The sequence below is a fragment of the Streptomyces sp. DSM 118878 genome, from assembly GCF_052936595.1.
Map to the genome: position 1 here is coordinate 3123307 of NZ_CP193622.1, position 17234 is coordinate 3140540.

General features: G+C 72.3%; 16 protein-coding genes. 1 reads left to right on the plus strand and 15 read right to left on the minus strand.

The window, feature by feature from the left end:
* The first annotated feature begins 106 nt into the window (after positions 1 to 106).
* Positions 107 to 238: a hypothetical protein gene (locus tag ACRAKF_RS13755; RefSeq protein ID WP_257788610.1), complete on the plus strand. Its 132-nt coding sequence runs from the start codon at positions 107 to 109 to the stop codon at positions 236 to 238.
* A 202-nt stretch (positions 239 to 440) separates the two neighbouring features.
* Here ACRAKF_RS13755 and ACRAKF_RS13760 read toward each other — a convergent pair whose 3' ends face one another.
* The 15 genes from ACRAKF_RS13760 to ACRAKF_RS13830 all read right to left on the minus strand — a co-directional run bounded on the left by ACRAKF_RS13760 (position 441) and on the right by ACRAKF_RS13830 (position 17207).
* A complete protein-coding gene (locus ACRAKF_RS13760; RefSeq protein WP_447037345.1) occupies positions 441 to 797 on the minus strand; it encodes an MmcQ/YjbR family DNA-binding protein in 357 nt (118 codons plus the stop codon).
* Complete coding sequence (locus ACRAKF_RS13765) at positions 794 to 2098, minus strand: hemolysin family protein (protein ID WP_447037346.1); 1305 nt, start codon at positions 2096 to 2098, stop codon at positions 794 to 796. Before ACRAKF_RS13765 ends, ACRAKF_RS13760 begins: the two co-directional genes overlap by 4 nt.
* A 4-nt stretch (positions 2099 to 2102) precedes the next feature.
* Positions 2103 to 2600 (minus strand): rRNA maturation RNase YbeY, encoded by a 498-nt coding sequence (gene ybeY / locus ACRAKF_RS13770; protein ID WP_447037347.1) that lies wholly within the window; start codon positions 2598 to 2600, stop codon positions 2103 to 2105.
* A 12-nt stretch (positions 2601 to 2612) separates the two neighbouring features.
* On the minus strand, positions 2613 to 3629 hold the full coding sequence (locus tag ACRAKF_RS13775; protein WP_447037348.1) for a PhoH family protein: 1017 nt from the start codon (positions 3627 to 3629) through the stop codon (positions 2613 to 2615).
* 195 nt (positions 3630 to 3824) lie between these two features.
* Positions 3825 to 4928, minus strand: coding sequence for a carbohydrate kinase family protein (locus ACRAKF_RS13780; protein WP_447037349.1), 1104 nt, complete (start codon positions 4926 to 4928; stop codon positions 3825 to 3827).
* 67 nt (positions 4929 to 4995) lie between these two features.
* Positions 4996 to 6300 carry a glucarate dehydratase family protein gene (locus ACRAKF_RS13785; protein ID WP_447037350.1) on the minus strand — a complete coding sequence of 435 codons (1305 nt, stop codon included), beginning with the start codon at positions 6298 to 6300 and terminating at the stop codon, positions 4996 to 4998.
* A gap of 287 nt (positions 6301 to 6587) precedes the next feature.
* The gene (locus tag ACRAKF_RS13790; protein ID WP_447037351.1) at positions 6588 to 7523 is read right to left on the minus strand and encodes a TerC family protein; all 936 of its coding nucleotides are present in this window, start codon (positions 7521 to 7523) and stop codon (positions 6588 to 6590) included.
* Between the two features lie 135 nt (positions 7524 to 7658).
* Entirely contained in the window at positions 7659 to 8840 is a 1182-nt protein-coding gene (locus ACRAKF_RS13795) for a macrolide family glycosyltransferase (RefSeq protein WP_447037353.1), read from the minus strand.
* A 157-nt stretch (positions 8841 to 8997) separates the two neighbouring features.
* Complete coding sequence (locus tag ACRAKF_RS13800) at positions 8998 to 9999, minus strand: adenosine deaminase (protein ID WP_447037354.1); 1002 nt, start codon at positions 9997 to 9999, stop codon at positions 8998 to 9000.
* 40 nt (positions 10000 to 10039) lie between these two features.
* Positions 10040 to 10945 carry a ribonuclease Z gene (locus tag ACRAKF_RS13805; RefSeq protein WP_447037355.1) on the minus strand — a complete coding sequence of 302 codons (906 nt, stop codon included), beginning with the start codon at positions 10943 to 10945 and terminating at the stop codon, positions 10040 to 10042.
* Positions 10946 to 10960: 15 nt separating this feature from the next.
* Positions 10961 to 11314, minus strand: a complete 354-nt coding sequence (locus ACRAKF_RS13810; protein WP_447037356.1) for a histidine triad nucleotide-binding protein — start codon at positions 11312 to 11314, stop codon at positions 10961 to 10963.
* Positions 11315 to 11377: 63 nt separating this feature from the next.
* Entirely contained in the window at positions 11378 to 14611 is a 3234-nt protein-coding gene (locus ACRAKF_RS13815; RefSeq protein ID WP_447037357.1) for a S41 family peptidase, read from the minus strand.
* A 46-nt stretch (positions 14612 to 14657) separates the two neighbouring features.
* Complete coding sequence (locus ACRAKF_RS13820; RefSeq protein ID WP_447037358.1) at positions 14658 to 15311, minus strand: hypothetical protein; 654 nt, start codon at positions 15309 to 15311, stop codon at positions 14658 to 14660.
* 76 nt (positions 15312 to 15387) lie between these two features.
* Entirely contained in the window at positions 15388 to 16128 is a 741-nt protein-coding gene (locus ACRAKF_RS13825) for a 16S rRNA (uracil(1498)-N(3))-methyltransferase (protein WP_447037359.1), read from the minus strand.
* Positions 16125 to 17207: a nitronate monooxygenase gene (locus tag ACRAKF_RS13830; RefSeq protein ID WP_447037360.1), complete on the minus strand. Its 1083-nt coding sequence runs from the start codon at positions 17205 to 17207 to the stop codon at positions 16125 to 16127. The genes ACRAKF_RS13825 and ACRAKF_RS13830 overlap by 4 nt, the downstream gene beginning before the upstream one ends.
* Positions 17208 to 17234 lie beyond the last annotated feature (27 nt).

Sequence of the window (17234 nt, forward strand, 5' to 3'; positions counted from 1 at the left end):
CTCCTTCGAGTGGCCCGGACCGCCGGTTCCCTCTTCCTGGCGCCACCCGTTCGTGGATCGCCGCGGTATCCACGGCTCTCGTGGGACCAGGAAGGAGAACAGCCCGATGGCCGAGAAGCCGGATGGGCGTCGCACCCTCCGCACGTGGACCGACCGGGCCGCTCTGGCGGCTCCGTGGGTCAGCCTTCTCCTGGTGATCCAGAAGATCATCGACGAGTGGGTGCTGCCTCACGTGTGAAAGGAACTGGCCCCGACCTAGGGGCCGGGGCCAGGTGCGGCGAATGCCATCGCACAGACGTTTCCACTCCGTGTTACTTCGACGGCAGCCCGGAGTGGGAGCGTTTCGGATCCGCCCTCCTCACCATTCTGCCGCTCCGCCACCCCGATGGCGAGGGCCTGTTGGGACACATCGGGGAGTTCACCCCGGCGTGCGCACGTGCTCAGGCGCGGTCGAGGCGCAGCCGTTGCGCCCGTGGCAGGCCGGCGACCACCAGGTCGTAGGAGTCCTCGATCAGTTCCTTGAGCTGCCGCTCCGGGAGCGCGGCGTCGGCCGTGACCGTGTTCCAGTGGCGCTTGTTCATGTGGTAGCCCGGCACGATCTCGGGGTGCGCGGCGCGCAGTTGGACGGCGAGGTCCGGGTCGCACTTGAGGTTGACGGTGAGCGGGCGGCTGTCGAGGGCCGTGAGGGCGAAGATCTTCCCCGCCACCTTGAAGACCGAGGTCTCCGGCGTGAAGGGGAAATCCTCCACCACGTCGTTGAACGAGAGACAGAACGCGCGCAGTTCCTCGGGGGTCATCCCGGCTCGCCCTCCTTCACCGCGCCCCCGGCCCCGACCGGCTCCACGAGCACCGTCACGATCTTGTTCCGGCGGCCCGCCGCGGACTCGGCGGTGAGCGTCAGCTCGCGGCCGTCCGGCAGCGGCACGACCGCCGACGCCCCCGCGATCGGGACGCGGCCGAGCCGCTTGGCGAGAAGGCCGCCGACCGTCTCGACGTCCTCGTCGTCGAACTCGTCGAAGCCGAAGAGCTCCCCGAGGTCACCGATGTCGAGGCGGGCGGTCACGCGGTAGCAGCCGTCGGCCAGCTCCTCGACGGGCGGCAGCTCGCGGTCGTACTCGTCGGTGATCTCGCCGACGATCTCCTCCAGGATGTCCTCGATGGTCACGATGCCCGCCGTGCCGCCGTACTCGTCGATGACGACGGCCACGTGGTTGCGCTCCTGCTGCATCTCGCGGAGCAGGTCGCCCGCGTTCTTCGTGTCGGGCACGAAGGTCGCGGGGCGCATCGCCGTGGAGACCAGCTCGGACTCGCTGTCGCGGTTGATGTGCGTCTTGCGCGCCAGGTCCTTGAGGTAGACGACACCCACCACGTCGTCCTCGCTCTCCCCCGTCACCGGGATGCGCGAGAAGCCGGAGCGCAGCGCGAGGGTCAGGGCCTGGCGGATCGTCTTGAACCGCTCGATGGAGACCAGGTCGGTGCGGGGCACCATGACCTCGCGCACCAGCGTGTCGCCGAGCTCGAAGACGGAGTGCACCATGCGGCGCTCGTCGTCCTCGATCAGGGATTCCTTCTCGGCGAGGTCGACCATCGCGCGCAGCTCGGCCTCGGAGGCGAACGGGCCGCGCCGGAAGCCCTTGCCGGGCGTGAGCGCGTTGCCGATGAGGATCAGCAGGGGCGGGATCGGGCCCATGACGCGGGCCAGCGGGAGCAGGACGTACGCCGCGGCGGTCGCGGTGTTCAGCGGGTGCTGGCGGCCGATGGTGCGCGGCGAGACGCCCACGGCGACATAACTGACGAGGACCATGACGCCGATGGCGATGGCCAGCGCCTCCCAGGTCCGCTCGAACTCCTTCAGGCAGGCGTACGTCACCAGGGCCGCCGAGGCCATCTCGCACGCCACCCGCACGAGCAGCGCCACGTTCAAATAGCGGGTGGGGTCGGCGGCGACCTGCGCGAGCTTGGCGCTGCCGCGCCGCCCGGAGCGGACGGCCTCGTCGGCGCGGAAGCTGGAGACGCGGGCTATGCCCGCCTCCGCGCAGGCCGCGAGCCAGGCGACGACGACCAGGGCGACGGCGCCCGCGATCAGCTGGATGTCCATGGCGCTAGGAGACGGTGGGCGCCGGGGACGGGCCGGTCAGGCCCTTCTCCGCGCGCCAGCCGTCGACGATCGCCGCCTGGAGGCCGAACATCTCGGTCTTCTCGTCGGGCTCCTCGTGGTCGTACCCGAGCAGGTGCAGCACTCCGTGGACGGTCAGGAGCTGGAGCTCCTCGTCCATGGAGTGCTGCGTCGGGGCGTCCTGGCCCTGCTTGGCGGCGACCTCGGGGCAGAGCACGATGTCGCCGAGGAGGCCCTGCGGGGGCTCGTCGTCGTCCTTCATGGGCGGCCTGAGCTCGTCCATGGGGAAGGACATGACGTCCGTGGGCCCGGGCAGGTCCATCCACTGGATGTGGAGCTGCTCCATGGCCGCCTCGTCCACCACGATCACCGAGAGCTCGGAGAGCGGGTGGATGCGCATCCGCGCGAGGGCATAGCGGGCGATGTCGAGGATCGCCTGCTCGTCGACCTCGGTTCCGGATTCGTTGTTGACGTCGATCGACATGGTGGTGCTGGTCTACTTCCCGTCGCGGCTGTCGTGCTGCTCGTACGCGTCGACGATACGGCCGACCAGCTTGTGCCGTACGACGTCGTGGGAGGTGAGCCTGGAGAAGTGGATGTCCTCCACGCCGTCGAGGATGCGCTGGACCTCGCGCAGACCGCTCTTCGTGCCGCCGGGCAGGTCGACCTGGGTGACGTCACCGGTGATGACGATCTTGGAGTCGAAGCCGAGGCGGGTGAGGAACATCTTCATCTGCTCGGCGCTGGTGTTCTGCGCCTCGTCGAGGATGATGAACGCGTCATTGAGCGTGCGACCCCGCATGTACGCCAGCGGGGCGACCTCGATCGTGCCCGCCGCCATGAGCCGCGGGATGGAGTCCGGGTCGAGCATGTCGTGCAGGGCGTCGTACAACGGGCGGAGGTACGGGTCGATCTTCTCGTACAGCGTGCCGGGCAGGAAGCCGAGCCGCTCGCCCGCCTCGACCGCGGGCCGGGTCAGGATGATGCGGTTGACCTGCTTGGACTGGAGGGCCTGCACGGCCTTGGCCATGGCCAGGTACGTCTTGCCCGTACCCGCGGGGCCGATGCCGAACACGATGGTGTGCTTGTCGATCGCGTCGACGTACCGCTTCTGGTTCAGGGTCTTGGGGCGGATGGTGCGGCCGCGGGACGAGAGGATGTTCTGCGTGAGGACCTCGGCGGGGGTCTCCTCCGCGCCGTTGCCGTTCTCGTCCGCCCTCAGCATGGCGATCGAGCGTTCCACCGCGTCCTCCGTCATCGGCTGACCGGTGCGGAGCACCAGCATCATCTGGTCGAACAAGCGCTGGATGAGGGCGACTTCGCGGGCGTCGCCCGCGGCGCTCACGTCGTTGCCCCGGACGTGGATGTCGGCTGCCGGGAAGGCCTTCTCGATCACACGCAGCAGGGCGTCGCCGGAGCCGAGGACGGTCACCATGGGGTGGTTCGCCGGCACGGTGAAGTGCGCCTTGGCCTGGCCCTGCGCGGCAGTGGGAGTCGTGGGTGTCTGAGTCATGGGCCGGCTCTAAAGGCCTGCTCAACCCTCCTTCGCGCCGGTTCTGGCGCCGCTCTCGCGGACCGGGACGTCCGCCGTCGTGGTTCCCTGGACAACTGTTCTTGCACTGCCAAGAGTACGTCGGCCCACTGACAGAGCCGTAGGCCTTTTCGGCCCGGACAACCGGAGCCCCCTCGCCCGCTCGGAGCCTGGCCCTCAGGCCGAGCGGAAGCCGATCGTCGGGACGGCCCTGCGCAGCGGCCAGGGCCTGCCGGCCGCCGGGAGCAGGGTCTCCAGGAAGCTGTAGCGCCGCAGGGCCTTCGGGTCCTGCTCGTCGAACTCCCTGACCCGCCGCCACCAGCCGCCCACCTCGGCCCAGCCGGGCGCGGAGAGGGAGCCGCCGAACTCCTGCACGGAGAGGGCCGCGGTGAGCCCGGCGAAGGCGAGGCGGTCCGCCAGCGGCCAGTCGGCCAGGGTCCCGGTGACGAAACCGGCCACGAAGACGTCACCGGCGCCGGTCGGATCCAGGGCCTCCACCTCGATGGCGGGCACCTCCGCGGTCTCGCCGGTCCGCCGGTCCACCGCGTACGCCCCTTCGGCACCGAGGGTCACCACGGCGAGCGGAACGTACTCGGTGAGCGCCTGGGCCGCCTCTCTGGGGCAGGAGGTGCGGGTGTAGCGCATGGCCTCCTCCGCGTTCGGCAGGAACGCCTCGCAGTGCCGCAGGTCGGGGAGGGCGGCGAGGTCCCACTTGCCGGTGTCGTCCCAGCCGACGTCGGCGAAGATCCGGGTGCCGCTGCCGGCGGCCTGGGCGATCCAGGGGGCCCTGGTGCCGGGCGTGAGCGAGGCGACCGCGGCGCGGGCGCGGGGCGGGCAGCAGGGGGCGCCGCCGTCCGGCGCGTCGGCGTCCGGGGGCGGCTCGTGGCCGTGGCTGACCATGGTCCGCTCGCCCTCGTACGCCATGGAGACGGTCACCGGGGTGTGCCAGCCGGGCACGGTCCTCGACGAGGCGAGGTCGATGCCCTCACCGCCTTCGAGGGCGTCCCAGCAGTACTCCCCGTAGTGGTCGTCCCCGAAGGCCGCGGCCAGCGACGTGTGCAGGCCGAGCCGGGACAGCGCAGTCGCCATGTTGGCGACGCCGCCGGGGCTCGACCCCATGCCGCGGGCCCAGGACTCCGTGCCGCGCACGGGCGCGGAGTCGAGGCCGGTGAAGATGATGTCCAGGAAGACGGTGCCGGTGAGGTAGACGTCGCAGGCCGGATCACCGGCTCTGCGGGCCGACTTCAGCGGGTCGACGGTGGGCTGCACGGGTACGACCATGCAGGCAACGTAACCGACGATCGCCGCCGGGACCCCGGGTTACGGACCCTCCGGCGTGGACGAAGCCCTACCAGCGCGGCACCGCCGGCGTCACCCAGCCGGGGTCGGTCACCCGCATCGCCGCCGCGTCGTCGCGCTCCCGCATCGCGCGGAAGCCGTCGTCCAGCCAGCGCGCGTGCAAGGCCGCGAGCTTCTCCCGGTCGAGCTCGACGCCGAGGCCGGGGGTGTCGGTGACGGCGATCCCGCCGGCCACGAACCGCGGCCGCTCGGTCAGCACGTCCTCGGACTGCCAGGGGTAGTGCGAGTCGCAGGCGTGGTCGAGGTCGGGCACGGTCGCCGCCACGTGCGTCATCGCGGCGAGGCTGATGCCCAGGTGCGTGTTGGAGTGCATGGACACGGCTACCCCGAAGGTCCGGCAGAGGGCGGCCAGTTCGCGCGTACGCCGCAGACCGCCCCAGTAGTGGTGGTCGGAGAGCACCACCTGCACGGCGCCCGCGCCGAACGCCTCGGGTATCTCCTCGAAGGTCGTCACGCACATGTTCGTGGCGAGCGGCACCGAGGTGCCCGCGGCGACCTCGGCCATGGCGGGGGTGCCGAGCGCGGGGTCCTCCAGGTATTCGAGCAGGCCGTCCAGCTCGCCGGCGACCTTGAGCGAGGTCTCGACCGACCAGGCTCCGTTGGGATCGAGCCTGAGCGGCGCCCCCGGGAACGCCTTCGCGAGGGCGCGGACCGCGGCGATCTCCTCCTCCGGCGGGAAGACGCCGCCCTTGAGCTTGAAGGACGAGAATCCGTGCCGCTCGGTGAAGAGCCTGGCCTGGGCGACGATCCCGGCCGGATCGAGCGCGGCGCCCCACCCGTCGTCGGGCTCGTGGGCGCTGCCCGCCGGGTGCTCGGCCCGCTTGTAGAAGAGATACGCGCTGTACTCCACGGCGTCCCGCACCTTGCCGCCGAGCAGCGCGTGCACGGGCAGGCCGAGCGCCTTGCCGAGCGCGTCCAGGCACGCCACCTCGAACCCGGAGACCACGGAGAGCCGCAGCTTGTCGGCGGTCTGCACGCCGCGCAGCCCGCCCACGTCGACGGCGGCGTCGACGCGCGCGGCGTCCACGGCCACGTCGTCCGCGAGTGTGAACAGCCCGTTCAGATCGGCCACGCCCCGCCCGACCAGCCGCCGGGCGAACGGCCGCGCGAGTTCCAGATACTTCCCGTCCCCGTACGTCTCCCCGATCCCGGTCACTCCGCCCTCCGTGACCACTTCGATGATCAGGCGCGGGGTGTAGGGCTGATGGACGCCCTGGGTATTGAGCAGGGGCGGGTCGGCGACGAGCACCGGAGTGAGCCGAACCTCGCTGATGACCAAGCTCTGTCCATACATGAGAACGGAGACTAGGTATGCGAACGGGGTGGGGTCAATGGCTCAGGAGTGTTCCGGTTCTCCCCTCGTGCGCCGCTCTCCTTGCGCGCACTCCGGACAGTCCGGGTTGTGACAGGGGCCCGGTTTCCACTGGGGCACGAAGACTCCCATCGTCTTGTGCCTGGCGACCTCGTCGGTCACGGGGTTGTGGCAGGCGGGACAGACGTGCCCGGCCCGCGACGCGTTCGAATGCTCAGCTCTGCCCATATGTCGAGAATAGGGCATTTTGCAATATTATGGGGGCGATTTTACTCGCGGGGACGCCGGATGCTCTGCACGACGGACACGGCCAGGATCGCGACGATGATCGCCAGGCTGAGGAGTGACGGAACCTCCGGGATGCTGCTGCTGAACAGCTTGTGGGACGCCTGAAGGATCAGCTTCACGCCGATGAGGGAGAGGATCAGCGCGAGGCCCTTGCTGAGGTAGTGGAACCGGTCGAGCAGCCCGGCGAGCAGGAAGTACAGCGCCCGCAGACCGAGGATGGCGAACGCGTTGCTGGTGTAGACGATGAAGGCGTCGTCGCTGACCGCGAGCACGGCGGGCACGCTGTCCACCGCGAAGACCAGGTCGGCCGCCTCGATCGCGGCGACGACGGCGAGCAGCGGGGTGGCGACCCGCTTGCCGGCCTCTTTCACGAAGAACCTCATCCCGGCGTACTCGTCCCGGACGGGTACGACCTTGCGCAGCAGCCGCACGGCGATGCTCCTGCCCGGGTCGAAGCTCTCCTCCTCCCCCTTGAGGATCTTGTAGGTGCTGTAGAAGAGGATGGCCGCGAAGACGAAGAGCACCGCGGTGAACCGGCTGACCACCGCCACTCCGGCGGCCAGGAAGAGGCCACGGAACACCAGGGCGCCCATGACGCCGAAGAACAGCACACGGTGCTGGTAGGCGCGCGGCACCTTGAAGTAGGCGAAGATCAGCGCGAAGACGAACAGGTTGTCGACCGACAGGCTCTTCTCCAGCAGCCACGCGGTCGTGTACTCCACCCCCGGCGTCGTGCCCAGGACCAGGAAGACGACCGCGCCGAAGACGAGGGCCAGGCCGACCCACACCGCGCTCCAGGCGGCCGCCTCCTTGAACCCGATGACATGCGCCTCCCGGTGCGCCAGCAGGTCCACGGCCAGCGACACGACCACGGTGACGGCGAACGCCGCCCACAGCCACAACGGCACATCGAGCACGGGAGACCCCTCACACGGGCGTGGGCGAAAGCCTGCCTCTGTACGAAATTCTGACCCAGAGGTTCCGGCTTGTCGCCCGCACCCGCGCGAGGGGGCCGACGGCGCGGAGCGGTGCTGGAGCTCCGCGGATCGGTGCTAGAGCTCGGCCTCGATCAGGTCCGCCGCGCGGGAAGTGCCGCCCTCACCCCTGACCTCGGCCCTGAGCCGCCCGCAGCGCTCCGCGACACCGGGGTCGGAGGTCAGGTCCAGGAGCGCGCCCCGCAGCGCGGAGACCGTCGCGGCCTCCGTGTCGAGCCGCCGGGCGACCCCCAGCTCGACCAGCCGGTCCGCGTTCATCGGCTGCTCGGCCCCCTGAGGGACCGCGATCATGGGAACCCCGCAGTACAGCCCCTCGGCACTGCTCCCCATCCCCGCATGCGTGACGAACGCGTCGGCCTGCTCAAGGATCGCCATCTGCGGAACCCAGGAGCGGACCTCGACGGAGTCCGGCACGGGTCCCAGCTCGGCCGGGTCGACATGCTTGCCGATCTGGAGCACGACATGCCACCCGTCGAGGTGCCCGAAAGCCTCCACGCACCGCCGGTAGAAGTCGGGCTGCTTGGTGTAGGCCGAGCCGAGCGAGACCAGAAGCACCTTCGAGGCGCCCGCGGGCCGCTCCCAGGTCCCTGCCCGCCGGCCCAGGCAGGGCCCGACGAAGTCGACCCGGGCCGCGTCGACCGTGGCGGCGTGCGGCTGCATGGCCCGCGGAATCGTGGCGATGGCCCGGCGCGGGACGCCGGAGAACTCGCCCACGTCGAGCGTGGTCGCCCCGCACCCGCCGAGCCACTCCTTGAAGCGGGCCTCAAGGGCGTCGGCGCCCGGCAGCCGCGCGAGGTGGGCGCCGACGTCCTCCTGGTAGCTGCCCCAGGCGACGAAGGTGGGCGAAAGCTGCACGGCGGGCCGCCCCTGCGCCTCGGCGAGGGCCCGGCCGACGTACGCCCCGATGTCGTACAGGTACACGTCCGCGGGATCGTCGTCGTACGCCGCGTGGAGCCGCGGAAGCACGGCCATCGCGTCGTCGAGGAAGAGCGAACTGGCCTCGATGGGGTCCTCGGGCCAGATGTTGTCGCGGTGCGGGAGCGTCGAGTCGTACGGGACGAGTTCGGCGCCGGTGGGCTCGATGAGCGCGGCGGTGGCCGGGTCGTTGGCGTACGTCACGCGGTGGCCGCGCGCGGCCAGGACCCGGATGATCTCCAGACTCGGCAGCACATGGCTGACCATCGGGACGCCGATCATGGCGATATGGGCACGGCGACGGGGGTTTCGGTGAGATGACATGAGGTTCCTTCATGCGGGAGAACTCGGGAGAACTACGGACGAGGACACGGCGGCCCACCGCCGCGGCCCCTCTGGGGCGGGCGGGGGCACGGAGCCGTGTCAGCCGTAGATCTGCAGGAAGGAATCCATGCCGGGACCGTAACGCGGCTGCGGGGCCTCAGTCGAACGAATAAGCCTCGACCTCGGCGAGGTACCGCGCCCGAAGCGCCTCGTCCGCCGCGTCGCGGTCCAGGAAGGCCGCTTCGAAGGAGTTGCGCGCCAGGGTGCGCAGCCGCTCCTGGTCGAGGCCGAGCGCCTCGCGTACGGCGTCGAAGTTGTCGCCCGCGTACCCGCCGAAGTAGGCCGGGTCGTCGGAGTTGACCGTGCACATGAGCCCGGCGTCCAGCATCCGCGGCAGCGGGTGGTCCGCCAGCACGTCGATGGTGCGCAGCCGGACGTTGGAGAGCGGACAGAGCGTGAGCGGCACGCGCTCGGCGACCAGCCGCTCGACGAGGGCCGGGTCCTCCACGCAGCGCAGCCCGTGGTCGACGCGCTCGACCCGCAGCACGTCCAGGGCCTCGGTGATGTAGGCGGGCGGGCCTTCCTCGCCCGCGTGGGCGACGAGGCGGAGCCCGAGCGCGGCGGCGGCCTCGTACACCTCCTTGAACTTGGCCGGCGGGTGGCCGACCTCGGCGGAGTCGAGGCCGACGCCGATGATCCGGTGGAGGTGCGGCTTCGCGGCCTGGAGCGTCTCCATCGCGGACTGGGCGGACTGGTCGCGCAGGAAGCACATGATGAGCCGCGTGGAGACGCCGTGCCGCTCCTCGCTGCGGTCGAGCGCGCGGGAGAGGCCCTCGACGACGGTGCCGATGGGGACGCCGCGCGCGATGTGGGCCTGCGGGTCGAAGAAGATCTCCGCGTGCCGCACGCCCTGCGCGGCGGCGCGGGCGAGGTAGGCGTCCGCGAGCTCCTCGAAGTCGGCCTCGGTGCGCAGTACGGCCATCAGGCCGTAGTAGAGGTCCAGGAAGCTCTGGAGGTCGTCGAAGAGGTAGGCCTCGCGCAGCTCCTCGGTGTCGGCGTAGGGCAGGTCGACGCCGTTGCGCGCGGCGAGCGCGAAGGCCAGTTCGGGTTCGAGGGTGCCCTCGATGTGAAGGTGGAGTTCGGCCTTGGGGATCGGCATGGTGGGGTCTCGCTCAGTTCTGTGGTGGTCGTGCTGGTGTTCAGGTCCGCTTGGGCACGGGGACGCGGGTCAGGTCCCGGGCGATGGTGAGTTCGCCCGTGAACCCGGCGGCGCGGGCCTGCCGCCCGTAGACGGCCGGGTCGGGGTAGCGCTGGCTGAAGTGGGTGAGGACGAGGTGGCGGACGCCCGCCTCCACCGCCACCCGGGCGGCCTGCCCCGCGGTGAGGTGCCCGTGGTCGGTGGCGAGCTGTTCGTCCTCGTCGAGGAAGGTGGACTCGATGACGAGCATGTCGCAGCCCTGCGCGAGGGCGTGCACGCCCTCGCAGAGCCGGGTGTCCATCACGAAGGCGAACCGCTGTCCGCGCCGCACCTCGCTGACCTCGTCGAGCGTCACCCCGTCGAGGCCGCCCTCCCGCTGGATGCGGCCGACGTCGGGCCCCGTGATGCCGCGCTCGGCGAGCAGCCGGGGCAGCATGCGCCGCCCGTCGGGTTCCGTGAGGCGGTAGCCGTAGGACTCGACGGGGTGGGAGAGCCTCATCGCGTCGAGGGTGTACGAGGGCCCCTCGGCCAGGGGCCCGTCGGCGGCGACGGGCTCCTGGCGGAGCTCCACGGTCTCGCGGTACGCGGTGGAGTACCGCAGCCGGTCGAAGAAGTGCTGGCCGGAGGCCGGGTAGTGGGCGGTGACGGGGTGCGGGACGCGGTCGAGGTTGATGCGCTGGATCACCCCGGCGAGGCCCAGGCTGTGGTCGCCGTGGAAGTGCGTCACGCAGATGCGGTGCAGGTCGTGCGCGGCGACCCCGGCGCGCAGCATCTGCCGCTGGGTGCCCTCGCCGGGGTCGAAGAGGATGCCCTGGCCGTCCCAGAGCAGGACGTAGCCGTTGTGGTTGCGGTGCCGGGTGGGGACTTGGCTGGCCGTGCCGAGCACGACCAGTTCACGTACGGACAAGGAGAGTTGGCCCCGCTATCCGGGAGGCCACTGGAGGCCGCGGCCGCCCAGGACGTGCGCGTGCGCGTGGAAGACGGTCTGCCCGGCTCCGGAGCCGGTGTTGAAGATGATGCGGTAGCTCTCCGCCTTCTCGTCGGCGGCCACTTCCCCCGCCTCGCGCAGCACGTCGGCGGCGATCCCCGGCTCGGCGGCGGCCAGCGCGGCGGCGTCCGCGTGGTGCACCTTGGGGATGACCAGGACGTGCGTGGGCGCCTGGGGGTTTATGTCGCGGAAGGCGAGGGTCGTCTCCGTCTCGCGTACGACGGTCGCCGGCACGTCGCCCGCGACGATCTTGCAGAACAGGCAGTCGCTTTGCGGTTCTCCCGCCATGGCCCGGCCTCCTGGCTCGTGATGATCGATTACGTACGGAATGCTATCCCCGCGGCGCGGCCGTCACGGGGCTCCGGGTACGCGCGGTGCCGTCTTCGCCGGGTTCTCCTCCAGGGCGGCCAGCGCGATCCGCACGGCCTCGTCCAACTGCGGGTCGCGGCCCGCCGCGTGGTCGTCGGGGGTGGTCACGACCTCGACGTCGGGCTCGACCCCGCGGTTCTCCAGGCCCCAGTCCTGGCCCTCCAGCCAGAACGCGTACTTCGGCTGGGTCACGAGCGTCCCGTCGACCAGGTGGTAGCGGCTGTCGATGCCGACGACGCCGCCCCAGGTGCGGGTGCCGACGACGGGGCCGATGCCGAGCGCTCTGATGGCGGCGTTGACGATGTCGCCGTCGGAGCCGGAGAACTCGTTGGCCACGGCGACGACGGGGCCGCGCGGCGCGTCCTGCGGATAGCTGAAGGCCCGCGCGCCGCGGGGGATGTCCCAGCCGATGATCTTGCGCGCCAGCTTCTCCACGATCAGTTGCGAGGTGTGCCCGCCGCGGTTCTCGCGGACGTCCACCACCAGGCCCTCGCGGGCGACCTCGACGCGCAGGTCACGGTGGATCTGCGCCCAGCCGGGCGCCTGCATGTCGGGGACGTGGAGGTAGCCGAGCCGGCCGCCCGAGCGCTCGTGGACGTAGGCCCGCCGGTCCGCGACCCACGCGTGGTAGCGCAGCGGCTCCTCGTCGTCGACGGGGACCACCACGGCGTGCCGCGGGTCGCCGCCGCCGGAGGGCGAGACGGTCAGCTCGACGGGCTTGCCCGCGGTGCCGACGAGCAGCGGTCCCGGCCCGGTCACGGGGTCGACGCCCTGTCCGTTGACCTCGATCACCGCGTCACCGGGGCGCACCGCGACGCCGGGGGCGGCGAGCGGTGAGCGCGCGGCCGGGTCGGAGGTCTCCGAGGGCAGGACGCGGTCGACGCGCCAGAGGCCGTCCTCGCCGCGCGAGAGGTCGGCGCCGAGGAGCCCCTGCCGGAACGTGGACCCGCCGCCACCGCCGCCGGAGACGACGTACGCGTGCGAGGTGCCGAGCTCTCCCTGGACCTCCCAGAGCAGGTCGACGAGGTCGTCGTGGGTGGCGACGCGGGCGAGGACGGGGCGGTAGCGCTCCAGGACGCCGTCCCAGTCGACGCCGCCGAGGTCCGCCCGCCAGAAGTTGTCGCGCATGAGGCGGCCGGTCTCGTCGTACATCTGCCGCCACTCGGCGGCCGGGTCGACGGTGTGCCGGACGCGGGAGAGGTCGACGGTGATGTTCGAGTCGCTGTCCTCGTCGCCGGAGGCGCGCCGGTCGCTCGGCACCACCTTCAGCTTGCCGTCGGTCCACAGCAGGACCCGCTTGCCGTCGCCGGTGACCGCGAAGTGGTCGGCGTCGGAGGAGAGTTCCTCCACGCGGCGCTGGGCGAGGTCGTACCGCTCCAGCTCGGTGTGCGGGTCGGGGTCGAGGGGGTGCGCCCGGGAGGCGCCGAGCACGCCGCGCACCGGGTGGCGCAGCCAGAGCAGCCCGTCCTTGGCGGCGCGCAGCGTCGAGTACCGGGCGGCCTCCACGGGGAAGGGCACGATGCGGTCGGCGAGCCCGTCGAAGTCGACGCGGGTGACGGGGGCGCCCTCGCTGTCGGGGGTCTCCGGGCCGCCGTCCTGCGCGTCGAAGGGCCTGCCGTGGCGCTGCGGCCCGAACGGGGACGGCGTGGTCGCGGCGAGCGTGATCAGGTGCGGCCGTGCGCCGCCGACGAAGGCGAGGTCGAAGACGTGCTCGTCGTAGACCGGGTCGAAGGCGCGCGCGGAGAGGAACGCGAGGTGCTTGCCGTCGAGGGTGAAGGCGGGCGAGTAGTCGCGGAAGCGCAGCGGGGTCGCGTCGCAGACGGAGAGGTCGGCGGTGTTGGCGAGCCTGAGCTGCCGCAGCGGGGGCGGCCCCGGGTGCGACCAGGCGAGCCAGGCGGAGTCGGGCGAGAAGACCAGGCCGGTGGCCTCGCCGTCCTCGCCGCGGTCGACCTCGCGGACCTCGCCGCTCTCCCGCTCCACGAGCAGCACCCGGCCGTCGTGCGAGGCGACGGCGGCGCGGCTGCCGTCCGGCGACACGGTGAGCCCGAGGACCCGCCCGAGCTGCCCCGCGGCGAGCCTGCGGGGCGTGGCGCCGGGCGCGGGTCCGGTGGCGGGGGCGAACTCCAGTGCCTCGTCGCCCTCGGCGTCGGTGACCCACACGACGTGTTCCTCGCCGGCGACGCGGAAGGTGCGGGGCAGCCGGGCGCGGACGCCCTGGGTGGCGGCGAGGGCGCGGGCGGGGCCTTCGCGGTGCGTGACCCAGTGCACGGAGCCGCGCACGGAGACGGCGCTGCCGCGTCCGGTGTGGTCGGGCGCCGCGGCCCCGAACCAGCGGGCGGCGGCCACGCGGTGCGGCTGGAGGTCGGTGCGCTGGCCGCCGAGGCGGATGTCGAGGCGGCGCGGCTCGGCGCCGTCCAGGTCGTCCAGGAGCCAGAGTTCACCGGCGGACGCGTGGACGACGCGGGTGCCGTCGGTGGCGGCGTGCCGGGCGTAGAAGCCGTCGACGGGGGTGTGGCGGCGCAGGCCGGTGCCGTCGGGCAGTGAGGAGTAGACGGCCCCCACGTCCTCGTGATCACTCAGGAAGGCGATCCGCTCCCCCACCCAGAGCGGGTACTCGATGTTCCCCGCGAGCTCCTCGTGGACGCGTACGAACGGTCCGGCGGCCTCATCCGACGGCTCGGGGGCGACGGCCGCGCGGAGCCACAGCTTTCCCGCCGTGCCGCCCCGGTACCGCTTCCACCGGGCGGCCTCGCGCCCCATGGGGGCCGAGAGCAGCAGGACCTGCCCGTCGGGGCCGTACGTGACGTCGCCGACGAGGCCGTACGGCAGGGTCTGCGCGGGGCCGCCGTCGAGGGGGACGGCCCGTGCCCAGGTGCGGCGCAGGGAGGCCTGGCCCGCCGCGCTGACGGCGAGGACGCGCCCGTCGGGGGTCCAGCCGCGCACGCCGGTCTTCGCGTTGCCCCAGTACGTGAGCCGCTGGGAGGGTCCGCCGTCGAGGGGCGCGATGTGCACCTCGGGCGCGCCGTCGCGGGTGGACGTCCAGGCGACGGTCGTGCCGTCCGGGGAGATACGGGGGTGGTTCACGGGCATGTTGTCGGCGCTGACCCGCCAGGCCCGGCCCCCGTCGAGGGGGGCGACCCAGACGTCGTCCTCGGCCGTGAAGGTGACCAACTCGCCGTGAAGGTGCGGGTATCGGAGGTACGCAGTCTGTGTCACACGGTCCAGCCTAGGCAGGCCCGCGGCGGTCCGGCAGAGGTTTGGATCACTTGCCCGGCAGGCAGTCGCAGGTCGGGGCGGGCGGTGTCACGGTCACGGTGACGGTCGTGGTGGGGCCGGGCCGCGGCTCCTCCTGGGAGGGCGGGGAGGGCGGCTGGTGCGAGACGGGCGGATTCGAGCCGTTGCCGTCACCGTCGCCGCCGTCGTCGTTGTTGTCGTTGTTGTCGTTGTCGTTGTCGTCGCCCGCGTCGCAGTTGCCGAGGACGTCTACCTGGAACCACTGCTTCCCGTCGACCTTGGCCGTGAGGTCGCCGCGGACGCAGCCTCCGTCGACGACGGAGTGCACCTTGCCCTTGAGGGTGATGTCCTCGCGGTCGTCGCTCTCGCCCTGGCAGTCCACCGTGACGGCCGCGTTCCCCTCGGCGGAGGAGCCGCTCTTCGGGGTCACCTTGTCCTCGTAGCGTGCCGTGCAGCTCAGCCAGGTCACGTCCAGGTGCTGCCGCTCCAGCTCCTCGGTGCCCTCCCGGTCGGTGGTGAGCGCGACCACGGAGGGCGTCATGCCGCCGTGCGCCGGGTCGCACGCGGTGACGCCGAGCGCGGCGGCGCCGGCGAGCCCGACGGCGTACAGGACCGGGGCGCGCCGCTTCCGTGGCCGCAGGATCCCCTTTTCGCGGCCGCTCGGCCGCCTCGATGCCCCCATGAGCGGCAGAGTGCCACCCGGCGCGCCGGAGGGGTAGACCGCTTGCGGCCATCCGTCCGAAGGCCGGGCCGACGGGTCAGGACCAGCGGCCCGTGCGTCCGAGGAGCAGCGCGCTCGCCGCGGTCCCCGCGGTCGATGTGCGCAACACGCTGCGCCCGAGCCGGTAGGGCGCCGCACCGGCCTGCGCGAAGAGCGCGAGCTCGGCCGGGGAAACCCCTCCTTCGGGCCCCACCACGAGCACGATGTGGCCGCTGTCGGGGAGTTCCGCGGTGGCCAGCGGCTCGCTGCCCTCCTCGTGCAGGACGGCGGCGAAGTCGGCCTCCGCGAGCAGCGCCGCGACCTGCTTGGTCGACGCCGCGTCCGCCACCTCGGGGAAGCGCGTCCTGCGCGACTGCTTGCCGGCCTCGCGCGCGGTGGCCCGCCACTTGGCGAGCGCCTTCTGGCCGCGCTCGCCCTTCCACTGCGTGATGCAGCGCGACGCGGCCCACGGCACGACGGCGTCGACGCCGGTCTCCGTCATGGTCTCCACGGCCAGTTCACCGCGGTCGCCCTTGGGCAGCGCCTGGACGACGGTGATACGGGGCGACTCCGCGGGCTCCTCGGCGACGGGGTCCATGTGGACGACGAGCCGGTCCTTGCCCTCGGTGTCCACGACCACGCACCGGGCCCACCGTCCGGCGCCGTCGGTCAGGACGACGTCCTCACCGGCGCGCAGCCGCTTCACGGAGACCGCGTGCCGCCCCTCGGGCCCGTCCAGCACATGGCGCCCGCCGGCGCCCACGTCGAGGTGCTCGACGACGAATACGGGTGCGGTCACCGGGTGCCTCCCTGGTCCTTCGCGGCCGACGACGCCTTCGCCTCGGCCAGTTCGGCCACGAGGACCTCCACGAGCTGCCCGGCGGGCATCTCCCTGGCGAGCCGGTGGCCCTGCCCTGCCCAGAGCGCCATGGCCTGCGCGTCACCGGCCTTCGCCGCGGCCTTGCGCAGGTCGCTGGTCAGGTGGTGGACCTGGGGGTAGGCGGCGGGGGCGTACGGGCCGTGCTCGCGCAGGAAGCGGTTGACGAGGCCGCGCGCGGGCCGCCCGGAGAACGCCCGGGTCAGCTCGGTGCGTACGAACAGCGGGTTGGTCATGGCCTGCTTGTGCAGGGCGTGGGCGCCCGACTCGGGGGTGACGAGGAAGGCCGTGCCGAGCTGCGCCGCGTCCGCGCCCGCCGCGAGCACGGCGGCGATCTGCGCGCCGCGCATCAGGCCGCCCGCGGCGATCACGGGGAGCCGCACGGTCTCGCGGACCAGCGTGAGGAGGGTGAGCAGGCCGAGTCCGGCGCCGTCGGTCTCCGGCTGGTCGCGGTGGGTGCCCTGGTGGCCGCCCGCCTCCACGCCCTGCACGCACACGGCGTCGGCGCCGGCCCACTGGGCGGCCTGCGCCTCCTCCGGGGTGGTGACGGTGACGACGGTCAGGGTGCCGACGCGCGTGAAGGAGTCCAGGACGTCGCGGGTGGGGCAGCCGAAGGTGAACGAGACGACCGGTACCGGGTCGTCGAGGAGGATCGCGAGCTTGGCGTCGTACCCGTCGTCGAGGCCGCACTCCGGGTCGCCGAGCCGCGTCTCGTACCAGGTCGCCTCGCCCGCGAGCTGGTTGCGGTACACCTCCACCGCCGCCGCGTCGGCGCTGTCGGGCTGCGGCATGAACAGGTTGACGCCGAAGGGCCGCGCGGTCAGCCCCCGCAACTGCTTGATCTCCTGGTACATCCCGTCGGCGGTCTTGTACCCGGCGGCGAGGAACCCGAGCCCTCCGGCCTCGGACACGGCCGCGGCCAGTTGCGGGCCCGAGGCCCCGCCGGCCATGGGGGCCTGCACGATCGGACAGCGGCAGAGATCGGTCAGTGCGGAGGACATAACGGCATCGTGCCACGTCCCCGGCCC